Annotated in this window: 12 protein-coding genes; 11 read left to right on the top strand and 1 reads right to left on the bottom strand. The window is 69.5% G+C overall.

Features of this window, described 5'->3' with window-relative positions:
- The 5 genes from infB to truB all read left to right on the top strand — a co-directional run.
- On the top strand, window positions 1–2,035 hold a 2,035-nt coding region (gene infB, locus ETD86_RS46785), incomplete at its 5' end, for a translation initiation factor IF-2 (RefSeq protein WP_138673083.1).
- Window positions 2,036–2,155: 120 nt separating this feature from the next.
- On the top strand, window positions 2,156–2,452 hold the full coding sequence (locus tag ETD86_RS46780; RefSeq protein WP_138673082.1) for a DUF503 domain-containing protein: 297 nt from the start codon (window positions 2,156–2,158) through the stop codon (window positions 2,450–2,452).
- A 39-nt stretch (window positions 2,453–2,491) separates the two neighbouring features.
- On the top strand, window positions 2,492–2,932 hold the full coding sequence (gene rbfA, locus ETD86_RS46775) for a 30S ribosome-binding factor RbfA (protein WP_138673081.1): 441 nt from the start codon (window positions 2,492–2,494) through the stop codon (window positions 2,930–2,932).
- Entirely contained in the window at window positions 2,929–3,969 is a 1,041-nt protein-coding gene (locus ETD86_RS46770; protein ID WP_138673080.1) for a DHH family phosphoesterase, read from the top strand. The genes rbfA and ETD86_RS46770 overlap by 4 nt, the downstream gene beginning before the upstream one ends.
- Window positions 3,970–4,021: 52 nt before the next feature.
- Window positions 4,022–4,894, top strand: coding sequence for a tRNA pseudouridine(55) synthase TruB (gene truB / locus ETD86_RS46765; protein ID WP_138673079.1), 873 nt, complete (start codon window positions 4,022–4,024; stop codon window positions 4,892–4,894).
- Window positions 4,895–4,947: 53 nt separating this feature from the next.
- Here the strand turns inward: truB and ETD86_RS46760 are convergent, their stop codons facing one another.
- Complete coding sequence (locus ETD86_RS46760) at window positions 4,948–5,967, bottom strand: TRM11 family SAM-dependent methyltransferase (RefSeq protein WP_138673078.1); 1,020 nt, start codon at window positions 5,965–5,967, stop codon at window positions 4,948–4,950.
- A gap of 82 nt (window positions 5,968–6,049) precedes the next feature.
- Here ETD86_RS46760 and ETD86_RS46755 point away from each other — a divergent pair, with 82 nt between their 5' ends.
- The 6 genes from ETD86_RS46755 (at window position 6,050) to ETD86_RS46730 (ending at window position 13,063) form a co-directional block, all read left to right on the top strand.
- A complete protein-coding gene (locus tag ETD86_RS46755; RefSeq protein WP_138673077.1) occupies window positions 6,050–6,976 on the top strand; it encodes a bifunctional riboflavin kinase/FAD synthetase in 927 nt (308 codons plus the stop codon).
- Between the two features lie 251 nt (window positions 6,977–7,227).
- On the top strand, window positions 7,228–7,497 hold the full coding sequence (rpsO, locus tag ETD86_RS46750) for a 30S ribosomal protein S15 (protein WP_111180641.1): 270 nt from the start codon (window positions 7,228–7,230) through the stop codon (window positions 7,495–7,497).
- 307 nt (window positions 7,498–7,804) lie between these two features.
- Window positions 7,805–10,159, top strand: coding sequence for a polyribonucleotide nucleotidyltransferase (locus ETD86_RS46745; RefSeq protein ID WP_138673076.1), 2,355 nt, complete (start codon window positions 7,805–7,807; stop codon window positions 10,157–10,159).
- Between the two features lie 64 nt (window positions 10,160–10,223).
- Entirely contained in the window at window positions 10,224–11,534 is a 1,311-nt protein-coding gene (locus tag ETD86_RS46740) for a M16 family metallopeptidase (protein WP_138673075.1), read from the top strand.
- A gap of 158 nt (window positions 11,535–11,692) precedes the next feature.
- A complete protein-coding gene (dapB, locus tag ETD86_RS46735; RefSeq protein WP_138673074.1) occupies window positions 11,693–12,430 on the top strand; it encodes a 4-hydroxy-tetrahydrodipicolinate reductase in 738 nt (245 codons plus the stop codon).
- 153 nt (window positions 12,431–12,583) lie between these two features.
- Window positions 12,584–13,063, top strand: a complete 480-nt coding sequence (locus tag ETD86_RS46730) for a GNAT family N-acetyltransferase (protein WP_138673073.1) — start codon at window positions 12,584–12,586, stop codon at window positions 13,061–13,063.
- Window positions 13,064–13,114 lie beyond the last annotated feature (51 nt).

The following is a 13,114-nucleotide window of genomic DNA, read 5'->3' as shown; positions in this document are numbered from 1 at the left end:
TCCCGGTGGCGGCGGCGGCGCGGGTCCGCGCACCGGCACCGGTGGTCCCGGTGGTGGTGGCGGCTTCGGTGGCCGTCCGGGCCCCGGCGGCCGTGGCCGTGGCGGCGGCACCGCGGGAGCTTTCGGGCGTCCCGGCGGCCGTCCCGCGCGTGGCCGCAAGTCCAAGCGCCAGAGGCGCCAGGAGTTCGACAACATGTCGGCACCGGCGATCGGTGGCGTGCAGGTCGCTCGCGGCAACGGCGCGACGATCCGCCTGCCGCGCGGCGCGTCGCTGTCCGACTTCGCCGACCGCATCGGCGCCAACCCCGCCGCGCTCGTGCAGATCATGCTGCACCTCGGCGAGATGGTGACCGCGACCCAGTCGGTCAACGAGGAGACGCTGCAGCTCCTCGGTCAGGAGCTCGACTACAACATCCAGGTCGTCAGCCCGGAGGAGGAGGACCGCGAGCTTCTCGAGGCCTTCGACATCGAGTTCGGCGAGGACGAGGGCGACGAGGCCGACCTGGCCGCGCGTCCGCCGGTCGTGACCGTCATGGGTCACGTCGACCACGGTAAGACCAAGCTGCTCGACGCCATCCGCAAGACCAACGTGGTGGCGCGCGAGGCGGGTGGCATCACCCAGCACATCGGCGCTTACCAGGTCGCCACCGAGCACGAGGGCGAAGACCGGAAGGTCACCTTCATCGACACCCCGGGTCACGAGGCGTTCACCGCCATGCGTGCCCGAGGCGCCAAGTCCACCGACATCGCGGTGCTGGTGGTCGCGGCCGACGACGGTGTGAAGCCGCAGACGATCGAGGCGCTCAACCACGCCCAGGCGGCCGAGGTGCCGGTCGTGGTCGCGGTCAACAAGGTCGACAAGGAGGGCGCGGACCCGAACAAGGTGCGGGCCCAGCTCACCGAATACGGCCTGGTGGCCGAGGAGTACGGCGGCTCCACGTTGTTCGTCGACATCTCGGCGAAGAACGGCACCGGCATCGAGAACCTGCTCGAGGCCATCCTGCTGACCGCCGACGCCGAGCTCGACCTGCGGGCCAACCCGACGATGGACGCCCAGGGCATCGCGATCGAGGCGCACCTCGACAAGGGCCGCGGCCCTGTCGCGACCGTCCTGGTCCAGCGCGGCACGCTGCGGGTCGGCGACTCGATCGTGTGTGGCGAGGCCTTCGGCCGCGTCCGCGCGATGCTCGACGACAACGGCGACGCGGTCGACGAGGCCACGCCGTCCCGTCCGGTCCTGGTGATGGGTCTGACGGCCGTGCCGAGCGCCGGTGACAACTTCATCGTCGTCACCGACGACCGGATGGCCCGGCAGATCGCCCAGCAGCGCGCGGCGCGCAAGCGCAGCGCGGACATGGCGAAGTCGAGCCGTCGCCGCACCCTCGAGGAGCTGTTCAGCGACCTCGAGAAGGGCCGCGTCGACGAGCTCAAGCTCATCATCAAGGGTGACGTGTCCGGTTCGGTGGAGGCGCTGGAAGACGCGCTGCTCAAGATCGACGTCGGCGACGAGGTCAGGCTCCGTGTCCTGCACCGCGCGGTCGGCGCGATCACCGAGTACGACGTCAACCTGGCCGTCGCCGACGACAACGCGGTCATCATCGGCTTCAACGTTCGCCCCGAGCCTCGGGCGCGCGACCTGGCCGAGCGCGAGGGCGTCGACATCCGCTACTACTCGGTCATCTACCAGGCGATCGAGGAGATCGAAGCGGCGCTCAAGGGCATGCTCAAGCCCGAATACGAAGAGGCCCAGCTGGGCACCGCCGAGATCCGCGCGATCTTCAAGGTGCCGAAGATCGGCAACATTGCCGGTTCGGTGGTCCGTTCGGGCAGGATCGTGCGCAACAGCAAGGCGCGCCTCATCCGCGACGGCGTCGTCGTGGCCGACAACCTCACCGTCTCCTCGCTGCGGCGGGAGAAGGACGATGTCACCGAGGTCCGCGAGGGCTTCGAGTGCGGCATCGGCATCGGCTACAACGACGTCAGGGAAGGCGACACCATCGAAACCTTCGAGATGCGGGAGAAGCCGCGAGACTGACGCGCGGCACGGCGCCCGGCGGGACATCCGCCGGGCGCCTCTCGCACGCCCTGGCCTGGTCCCCACCGCAGCAGGCCGGGCGTGCGTCCACCACACCAGGCCAAGCGGTGGTAGCCAACGATGTATGTGGGTGCTCTGACCCTGGACATCCTGCTCGGCGACGTGCGGTCGCTGAAGCAGAAGCGCTCTGCCGTCCGGCCTCTGATCGCCGAGCTGCAGCGACGTTATCCCAGCATCGCGGTGGCCGAGACCGGTCATCTCGACCTGCATCGCAGAGCTGAGATCGGCGTCGCGGTGGTCTCCGCCTCCGCGGGTAACTGCAAAGAGCTGATGGACGCCTGCGAGCGGATGGTGGCCTTCCGCCCTGAGATCGAGCTGCTGTCGGCCAAGCAGCGGCTCTATACCGACGAAGATTGAACGACAGCACGGCCAGATCGTGCGTGAGGGGGAGCGAACATGGCGGATGCCGCACGAGCGCGCAAGCTCGCCGACCGCATCCAGCAGATCGTCGCCGAGATGCTGGAGCGCCGGATCAAGGATCCGCGCCTGGGTTTCGTCACCGTGACCGACACGCGCGTCACCGCTGACCTGCGGGAGGCGACGGTCTTCTACACGGTGTTCGGTTCCGAGGCAGAGCGCGCCGACAGCGCGGCCGCCCTCGAGAGCGCCAAGGGGATCCTCCGCTCCGAAGTCGGCCGCCAGACCGGCGTGCGCTTCGCTCCGACGCTCGCGTTCAAGCACGACCCGCTGCCCGACAGCGCCCGCCACCTCGACGACCTCATCAACGCCGCCCGGGCGCGGGACGCCGAGGTCGCACGCCAGGCCCAGGGCGCCGCGTACGCGGGCGAAGCGGATCCCTATCGGAAGCCCGACGAGGACGAGGACGAGTCGGCGTGACGCCCGACGTGCGAGACCGGGCCGACCGGCCGGCGCGTGTTGAGTCCCGCAACGGCGTCGGCGGCGGCGGGATACCGGAGAGTGCCTGGAGCCGGGCGCTGCACCTGATCGGGCAGTCCGACGAGGTCGCCCTGGTCTGCCACGTGACGCCTGACGGCGACGCGCTCGGCTCGATGCTGGCCGTGGCCTACGTGCTGCGGTCGATGGGCAAGCGGGTCGTGGCGTCGTTCGGCGACCAGCCGTTCGCCGTGCCGCGGCTGCTGCGCTTCCTGCCCGGGCAGGAGATGCTGGTGCCGCCGGCCGAGTTCCCCGCCGCGCCTGAGCTGGTGATCTCGTTCGACTCCTCGACGTTCGAACGGCTGGGGTTGCTCAGCGACAACACCGCCAGGGCGCGCGAGGTCATCGTGATCGACCACCACCCGTCCAACGGCGGGTTCGGCACGCTCGGGCTCATCGACGCCAAGGCCGCGGCCACGGCGATGCTGGCCGAGCAGCTCATCTACCGGCTGGGCGGCCGGCTCGACCTGGACATCGCCACGTGCCTGTACGCCGGCCTGGTGACCGACACCGGCTCGTTCCGCTACTCCTCGACCACGCCGGCCGTGCACCAGATGGCGGCCAGGCTCGTGGCGACGGGGCTGCGTACCGACGAGATCGCCCGCGAGTTGTGGGACCGCTCGCCGTTCGGCTACCTCAAGGTGCTGGCGGCCGCGCTGGACCGGGTGGCGCTCGAGGGCGGGCTGGTGTGGACGTACGTGACGCGGGTGGACCGGGCCGCGTACGGGCTGCCGTACGCCGAGCTCGAAGGCATCATCGACATCGTGCGGCGCACCGACGAGGCCGAGGTGACGGTCGTGCTCAAGGAGGACGACCAGGGAGCCTGGCAGGTGTCCACCAGGTCCAAGGGCACCGTCGACGTGGGCACCGCGTGCGCGGCGCTGGGCGGCGGTGGGCATCACAACGCGGCCGGCTACACCTCGCACGCCACCGTGGAGGAGACCATGGCCGCACTCAAGCGCGAGCTGGGGATGGCGTGACGGGAGCCGCACCGGGCGCGATGGCGCTCGGACGAGAGGCAGGGGCGGTTTGATGGCCGAGAGCGGTCTCATCATCGTCGACAAGCCGGCCGATTGGACGTCTCACGACGTGGTGGCCAAGATGCGGCGCATCGCGGGCACCCGCCGTGTGGGGCACGCCGGCACGCTCGATCCGATGGCGACGGGTGTGCTGGTGATCGGCGTGGAGAAGGCGACCAGGCTGCTCGGGCATCTGACGCTGACCGAGAAGGTCTACGAGGCCACGATCAGGCTCGGCGTCACCACGAACACCGACGACGCCGAGGGCGAGGCGACCGCCACGGCCTCGGCGGCCGGTGTGACGGCGGCGGAGATCCACAAGGGCGTCGCCGCGCTGACGGGGGAGATCATGCAGGTCCCGCCGCAGGTCAGCGCCATCAAGGTGAACGGGCAGCGGGCCTACAAGACCGCGCGGGCAGGCGGCGAGGTCGAGCTGGCGGCCAGGCCGGTGACGGTGCGGGTGTTCGACGTGCTCGACATCAGGACCCATGACGACGTGGTGGACGTGGACGCGGTCGTGACCTGCTCCAGCGGCACCTACATCCGCGCGCTCGCCCGTGACCTGGGTGCGGGGCTCGGGGTCGGGGGGCATCTGACGCGGCTGCGGCGCACCCGGGTGGGGCCCTACGACCTGTCGCTGGCCAGGAGCATCGAGCAGCTCGCCGGGGAGTGCGTGATCCTGCCGATCGGGGAGGCGGTGACGGCGGCGTTCCCGCGCAGGGACGTGACGGCCGAGGAGGCCCGCGTGGTCGCGCATGGCGGGCGGCTGCCCGCCGTCGGCCTCGACAAGGGGCCGATCGGGGTGTTCGGGCCGGAAGGGGAGCTGCTCGCGCTGGTCGAAGAGCAGGGAAGAACCGCCAAGCCCATCGCCGTCTTCGCCGGCTAGCCGGCCGGACCTCCGGTAGGGGGCGCGGCGCCTCGGGCAGAGAGCGCGGCGCCTCAGGCGGGTTTGGCGGCGACGATGATGTCGCGGACGATCGCCTGGTCCACCCAGTGCTCGAAGTCGGGATAGCGCATCACCTGGAGGCCGGCCGCGGTGAGGATCTCCGCCAGGTCGGAGCTCTTGCCGCCGTAGGTGTTCCAGGCGATGCCCATCGCACCCCCGGGCCGCAGCAGCTCGGCCCAGACGGGAACGGCATGGCGCAGCAGCTCCAGAGGGCTGCGGGACAGCCCGGAGCCGCCCTTGCTGCCGTGCTGGACCCCGTAGGGCGCATCGGTCACCAGGATGTCGAACGACCGGGGCTTGAAGAACTCGCGGCTTTTGAGCGTGTCGGCGTTGACCACGGTCAGGTGCTGCACGTCCCCTGCCTTGACCGCCTCCTTCGACAGCCCGAACGTGACGTTCAGCCGTCGCCCGACCAGGGCCCGCTCGCGGCGTACCGGCACGGTCTCGGCGGTGTGCTTGAGCCGCTTGTTACGCAGCCAGGTCTTGACGAACGCGGTGTACGCCTCGAAGTCCTTGCCGTCGACGTCGATCCCGTAGGCGTCGTAGCCGTACATGAGGGCCTGGTTGAGCGTCGTGCCCCGCCCGCACAGCGGGTCGAAGAGCGACAGCCGCTCGCCCAGCCCCTTGCGCGAGGCCAGCGCGGTGACGTTGAGCAGCAGCTTGGTGAAGTGCTCGTTGGTCTTGCCCGCGTACTTCTGAATAGTGATCAGGTCGCTGCTCAGCCGGTCGAGCGGCCGCATGTGGAGCGGCCTCAGCAAATCACCCTCGATCTCAAAAATTGCGTAAACCGAGGAAAGATTAGACAAAAGCGAAATGTCTGGCTGAGTGAGCGGCTCTGCCGTCTCGAACGTCACGTACGGCACGCCGCCGATCGTGGTCTCCTCGCTGCCCAGCACCTCGCCATGGAGGGCACGCGCACTGAAGACCGCCAGCTCGCTCCTCGTCAACCGGACGGAGCTCTCGCCGTAGACCCGGTTGAACGCAGGCAGGATCAGAAGCGCGTATCGAGGCATGATGCCCGATCCTATCCCCCTCGGTTGGAGAGAACTCTGACGCACGTGGCAGGCTTGTGGGGGATTGATCCGCCACAAGCGAATGGGGCCTAGCGTGCAGGGTTCGGGAAGGTCTGTCGTCACCATCGGCGTGTACGACGGGGTGCACCGGGGGCACCAGCGGGTGGTCGAGCGGGCCGTCGCCGTCGCCAGGGAGCAGGGGCTTCGCGCGGTCGCCGTCACGTTCGAGCCGCATCCTGACGAGGTGCTGCGGCCGGGGTCGCACCCGCAGCGGCTCACGAGCCTCAGGCGCAGGGCCGAGCTGCTGACCGGGCTGGGGGTGGACGAGATCGACGTGGTGGAGTTCACGCTCGGGTTGTCGCGGACCAGCCCGGCCGACTTCGCGCAATCGGTGCTCGGCGAGCGGGCCCGGGCCGCCGTCGTCGTCGTGGGAGAGGACTTCGTGTTCGGGCAGGGCGCGAGCGGGGACGTCGAGACATTGCGGATGCTGGGCGATAAGTACGACTTCGAGGTCGACGTCGTGCCCATGCTCGACGGCGTCTCGTCCACCGCCATCCGTGAGCGCATCGTGGCCGGCGACGTCGAGGGCGCCGCGGCTGCGCTCGGACGGCCGCATCGGGTGGAGGGCGTGGTCGTCCGCGGATACCAGCGGGGACGCCAGCTCGGTTTCCCGACCGCGAACGTGGAGACGCCGCAGCACACGGCGATCCCCGCCGACGGGGTATACGCGGGCTGGCTGGAGTGCGTGCCCGTGGCCAACCTGCCTGCCCTGTACGCGGGGGAGCGGTGGCCGGCGGCGATCTCGGTCGGTACGAATCCGACGTTCGAAGGGGTGCCGCGGACGGTGGAGGCGTACGCGCTGGACCGGGACGACCTGGAGCTTTACGGGGTGCACGTGGCGGTGGAGTTCGCGGCGCGGCTGCGCGGCAACACCCGCTTCGAGTCGATCGAGGCCCTGATCGAGCAGATTCACGCCGATGTCGCCGCCACGCGGCGACTGACGCGCTAAGAGCTTCCTTGACGCGCTGCCGCGGCCGGCCACCGGCCGTCGACGGCACGCGTCTGTCCAGGGAGACGGCAATGATCTCCGCGGTTCCGTCGTGACCCCGTCACCCGGCTCTAGGTGGTAACCTTGTATGTCGGCTCTGTGACGGCGGCGCTGCGCGCTGCCCATGACGGCCTTCATGCGGCGACTGTAGGCACGCACGGTCGCTCGCACTTTCGTCACATTAGCGCGTGCCCGTAGATAGAAGGAGAGCCGTGTCCCTCGACACTGCTGCCAAGAAGTCCATCATCAGCGAATACGCGACTGTCGAAGGCGACACTGGGTCGCCCGAGGTGCAGATCGCACTGCTGAGCAAGCGCATCAGCGAGCTCACCGAGCACCTGAAGACGCACAAGCATGACCACCACAGCCGTCGTGGCCTGCTTCTGCTCGTCGGTCGCCGGCGCCGCCTGCTGAAGTACCTGCAGAAGGTCGACATCCAGCGCTACCGTTCGCTCATCGAGCGGCTCGGCCTGCGCCGATAGCATGGAAAGGGAGCGGCGTCCGCGCCGCTCCCTTCTCATATGGGTAGTACAGCCCATATGGACGCAGGCGCGTGGCGACGTGAAACGGTCCCACCGCCTGACGTACAACTGAATTTCCGAGACACACAGCCCCCGCGTCCGCTCAGCACCATGCGACCCGCGACGCCTGCGGGCCGGTCCTCGGTAGTGGCTTCCGGTAGTAGTGACAGCACGTCTGACCGGGCGCTTCGATCGAAGACCGGCGCTGCACCTAACGAGGGTGCCGGTGAGAAAAGGGCGCGGGAGACCGACCACAAGGAGGTCCCCCGTGGAGGGTGTCCACACTGCTGAAGCCGTCATAGACAACGGCTCATTCGGCACGCGCACGATCCGGTTCGAGACCGGACGGCTCGCGCGCCAGGCGGCGGGGTCCGCCGTCGCCTATCTCGACAACGACACGATGGTGCTGTCGGCTACCACCGCGTCGAAGAATCCGAAGGAGCAGTTCGACTTCTTCCCGCTGACGGTGGACGTCGAGGAGCGGATGTACGCCGCCGGGCGCATCCCCGGCTCGTTCTTCCGCCGTGAGGGCCGTCCCTCCGAGGACGCCATCCTCACCTGTCGCCTGATCGACCGGCCGCTGCGCCCGTCGTTCGTCAAGGGCCTGCGTAACGAGATCCAGGTCGTGGCCACCATCATGGCGCTCAACCCCGACCACCTCTACGACGTGGTCGCCATCAACGCCGCGTCCCTGTCGACGCAGCTGGCGGGCCTGCCGTTCTCCGGCCCGATCGGCGGCGTGCGGGTGGCGCTGATCGAGGGCCAGTGGGTGGCGTTCCCGACGCACCCCGAGCTGGAGCGGGCGACGTTCGACATGGTCGTGGCGGGCCGGGTGCTCGACGACGGCGATGTCGCGATCATGATGGTCGAGGCCGAGTCCACTAAGGAAACGCTCAAGCTGGTCGCCGAGGGCGCCGTCGCGCCCACCGAGGAGACGGTCGCGCAGGGCCTGGAGGCCGCGAAGCCGTTCATCAAGGTGTTGTGCGAGGCGCAGTCGCGCATCGCGCAGGTCGCGGCCAAGGAGACGGCCGAGTACCCGGTCTTCCTGGACTACCAGGAGGACGTCTACGCGGCGGTCGAGGCGGCGATCAAGAACGAGCTGGCCGCCGCGCTGACCATCGCCGGCAAGCAGGAGCGCGAGAACGAGCTGGAGAAGGTCAAGGCGCTGGCCGCCGAGAAGCTCCTGCCCGAGTTCGAGGGGCGCGAGAAGGAGATCTCCGCCGGCTTCCGCGCCGTGATGAAGAAGCTCATGCGCGAGCGGGTCATCAAGGAGGGCATCCGCATCGACGGCCGCGGCACCAAGGACATCCGCGCGCTGTCCGCCGAGGTCCACGTGGTGCCGCGGGTGCACGGCTCGGCGTTGTTCGAGCGCGGCGAGACCCAGATCATGGGCATCACGACGCTCAACATGCTGCGCATGGAGCAGGTCATCGACACGCTCAACCCTGAGCGGACCAAGCGCTACATGCACAACTACAACTTCCCGCCCTACTCCACCGGTGAGACCGGCCGGGTGGGCTCGCCCAAGCGGCGCGAGATCGGCCACGGCGCGCTGGCTGAGCGGGCGCTGATCCCGGTGCTGCCCACGCGCGAGGAGTTCCCGTACGCCATCCGCCAGGTCTCCGAGGCGCTCGGCTCCAACGGCTCCACCTCGATGGGCTCGGTGTGCGCGTCCACGATGGCGCTGCTCGACGCCGGTGTGCCGCTCAAGGAGATGGTCGCGGGCATCGCGATGGGCCTGATCGGCGAGGGTGACACCTACGTCACGCTGACCGACATCCTCGGCGCCGAGGACGCCATGGGCGACATGGACTTCAAGGTCGCCGGCACCAAGGACGTCATCACCGCCCTGCAGCTCGACACCAAACTCGACGGCATCCCGGCCAGCGTGCTGGCCGGAGCCCTCAAGCAGGCCAAGGGCGCCCGCCTGGCGATTCTCGACGTGATGCAGGAGGCGATCGACTCTCCGGCGGAGATGAACCCGACCGCGCCGCGCATCATCACCATCAAGGTCCCGGTCGACAAGATCGGCGAGGTTATCGGCCCGAAGGGCAAGATGATCAACCAGATCCAGGACGACTCGGGCGCCGAGATCACCATCGAGGACGACGGCACGATCTACATCGGCGCGACCGACGGCCCGTCCGCCGAGGCCGCGCGGTCGGCGATCAACGCCATCGCCAACCCGCACATGCCGGAGGTCGGCGAGCGCTACCTGGGCACGGTCGTCAAGATCGCCGCCTTCGGCGCGTTCGTCTCGCTCATGCCGGGCAAGGACGGCCTCCTGCACGTCTCGCAGATCCGCAAGCTGCACGGCGGCAAGCGCATCGAGAACGTCGAGGACGTGATGAGCGTCGGCGAGAAGATCCAGGTCGAGATCGCCGAGATCGACGGCCGCGGCAAGCTCTCGCTGGTGCCGGTCGAGGTCATCGAGAAGGAGGCCGCCGAGAAGGAGGCGAAGGGAGCTGCCGGGGCCGCCGAAGGTGGCGACGAGGCGCCGCAGCAGGAGGAGTCCGGCGCCGCGCCGGCCGAGGACAAGTCCGAGCGGCCCCGCCGCACCCGTACCCGCGTCCGCACCCGTAGCAGCAATGGTGGCGGCGAGGGCGACGACCGAAACTCGTGACGGAACGTAGCGAGGGAACCATCAAACACAGCACCTTGGTCACGGGGCCGACGAAGGAGGCGCCGTGACCACGATCACGCTGCACCCCGGCAAGGACGGAGCCGGGGTGGTAAGGCGCACCGTCCTTCCGGGTGGGCTGCGCGTGGTGACCGAGACCATGCCGACCGTGCGCAGCGTCGCGGTCGGCATGTGGGTCGGCATCGGCTCACGTGACGAGGCCCCCGAGCACATGGGGGCCACCCACTTCCTTGAACACCTGCTGTTCAAGGGCACTCCGACGCGCGACGCCATGGAGATCTCCGCCTCCATCGAGGGCATCGGCGGTGAGATCAACGCCTTCACCGCCAAGGAGTACACGTGCTACTACGCCCGCGTGCTCGACGAGGACCTGCCGGTCGCGGTCGACGTGCTCGCCGACGTCGTGACCAGCTCGCTGGTGACCGACGAGGACGTCGAGTCCGAGCGTGGCGTGATCCTCGAGGAGATCGCCATGCACGACGACGACCCCTCGGACGTGGTGCACGAGCAGTTCGCCGCCGAGCTGTACGGTGACTCGCCGATCGGCCGGCCCATCCTGGGCACGGTCGAGTCGATCAACACGCTGGGGCGCGACCGGATCGCCGAGTACTACCACCGTTACTACCGGCCCCGCCGGACGGTGGTGTCGGTGGCGGGCAACATCCGGCACGAGGAGGTCGTCGAGCTGGTCACCAGGGCGTACGAGCGGGCGGGTGCGCTGAGCGGTCCCGCCGAGTTCGCCGCGCCCCGCACCAGCGGGCCGGGCGCGGGCCCGCGCTCCGGCGTCAGGGTGGTCGACCGGCCCACCGAGCAGGCCAACCTGGTGCTCGGCACGACCGGGCTGTCGCGTACCGACGATCGCAGGTTCGCGCTGGGCGTGCTCAACTCCGCGTTGGGCGGCGGCATGTCGTCCAGGCTCTTCCAGGAGATCAGGGAGAAGCGCGGGCTGGCGTACTCCGCCTACAGCTACACCTCGGCGTACGCCGACACCGGGCAGTTCGGCATCTACGTCGGCTGCCTGCCGTCGAAGATCGACGACGTGCTGAAGATCTGCAGGGACGAGCTGATCAGGGTCGTCGACCAGGGGCTGAGCGCCGACGAGATCATGCGCGGTAAGGGGCAGATGCGCGGCGGGCTCGTGCTCGGCCTGGAGGACACCGGGTCGCGCATGTCGCGCATCGGCAAGAATGAGCTGGTCTACGAAGAGCTCATGTCGGTGGACGAGGTGCTGTCCCGCATCGAGGCCGTCACCCCCGACGAGATCTCCGAGATCGCCGGGGACGTGCTCAACCGGCCGCTCACGCTCGCCGTGATCGGCCCGTACGGCGACAAGGACTTCACCGACGCCATCCGCTGACCCGCGGCCTTTCACAGGTCGCGGGCAGCGGTCCGCCATCTGTCCTTGAGCACGTGCGCGTCCGGTTCCCCCAGCGGCCTTGTGTGCTTGACGCGGCGCGGCAGGACGGTGGGCGGTGGTCTGATGGGCGCGTTTCGCGTTGGGATAGGGTTGGGCGTGTGATCAAGGTAGGTGTGCTCGGCGCCCGCGGCCGTGTGGGCTCCGAGGTGTGCAAGGCGGTCGAGGCGGCCTCCGACATGGAGCTGGTGGCCGCGCTCGACAAGGACGACTCCATCGAAGGGCTCGAGGGCGCGGAGGTGGTGGTCGACTTCACCCACCCCGACGTGGTCATGGGCAACCTCGAATGGGCCATCGCGCACGGCGTGCATCCGATTGTGGGCACGACCGGGTTCGACGAGGGCCGGCTGGCGACCGTACGCGGGTGGCTGGCGGATTCCCCGGGCACCAACTGCCTGATCGCCCCCAACTTCGGCATCGCGGCCGTGCTCATGATGCACTTCGCCCAGCAGGCGGCGCGTCACTTCGAGTCCGTCGAGATCATCGAGCTGCACCACCCCAACAAGGCCGACGCGCCGTCCGGCACCGCCGCCCGCACCGCGCAGCTGGTGGCCGAGGCACGTGCCAAGGCGGGCTCCGCCCCGATGCCCGACGCGACCAGCACCGCGCTGGACGGCGCCCGCGGCGCTGACGTGGGCGGGGTGCACGTGCACTCGGTACGCCTGTCCGGGCTCATCGCCCACCAGGAGGTGCTGCTGGGCGGCGACGGCGAGATCCTCACGATCAGGCACGACACGATGAGCAGGTCGGCGTTCGCGCCCGGCGTGCTGCTGGGGGTGCGCCGCGTGCGTGAGCTTCCCGGCCTCACCGTGGGCCTGGAGCCGCTGCTCGACCTCTGAATCGGTCTCGGTGGGCCGCACACGGCGTGCCCACCACCTGGTGGGTCGTGGACACGCCGTGAGGAGAGGGTCCCGGCTCCGCACAGCCGGGCCTACGATCATCAACACTAATACGAGCGGCGAGATTCGCCCGAAACATGAGATCGTGTCGGCATGGTGCGATGGGCGGAGGCCGGCGAGCTGGCCGGGCTGGTGGCGATCGAGCTGGCCGCTGACCGGCTGTTCGAGCAGGTGGGCATCACGTTCCCGCCCGGCACCACCATGATCGAGGAAGTGGACGATCCAGGCGTCGTGCTGGTCGAGGGCGTGCCGCCGGCCGGGTTCGCGATGGTCGGATGGGCGGACGGCAACCTGCATCTCGAGCAGCTGGCGGTCCACCCTGACAACATGCGCCAGGGCATCGGCGGGCGGCTGGTGGCCGCGGTGATCGAGCACGCGGGCGCGGCCGGCGCGCCGCACGTGACGCTGACGACGTACCGGGACGTGCCGTGGAACGCCCCCTGGTACGCGCGGCACGGCTTCACCGTGCTGTCCGAGGAGACGTGGGGTGCGGAGCTGCGGGGGCTGGTGGAGCACGAGCGGGAGATGGGCATCGAGGTCGCCCCGCGGGTGGTGATGAGCCGCGCCTGCTAGCGGTGCGCGGCGAGCCATTCGACGGCGTAGTCCACGGCCGCGGTCAGCGGG

This window comes from Nonomuraea turkmeniaca (assembly GCF_005889735.1).
Classification (GTDB): Bacteria; Actinomycetota; Actinomycetes; order Streptosporangiales; family Streptosporangiaceae; genus Nonomuraea; species Nonomuraea turkmeniaca.
This window is presented reverse-complemented; position numbering and strand designations above follow the sequence as displayed.

Coding starts and splice junctions, on each gene's coding strand:
- ETD86_RS46780 (WP_138673082.1), top strand. CDS start 2,156: ATGTATGTGGGTGCTCTGACCCTGGACATCCTGCTCGGCGACGTGCGG.
- rbfA (WP_138673081.1), top strand. CDS start 2,492: ATGGCGGATGCCGCACGAGCGCGCAAGCTCGCCGACCGCATCCAGCAG.
- truB (WP_138673079.1), top strand. CDS start 4,022: ATGGCCGAGAGCGGTCTCATCATCGTCGACAAGCCGGCCGATTGGACG.
- ETD86_RS46760 (WP_138673078.1), bottom strand. CDS start 5,967: ATGCCTCGATACGCGCTTCTGATCCTGCCTGCGTTCAACCGGGTCTAC.
- ETD86_RS46755 (WP_138673077.1), top strand. CDS start 6,050: ATGGGGCCTAGCGTGCAGGGTTCGGGAAGGTCTGTCGTCACCATCGGC.
- ETD86_RS46730 (WP_138673073.1), top strand. CDS start 12,584: ATGGTGCGATGGGCGGAGGCCGGCGAGCTGGCCGGGCTGGTGGCGATC.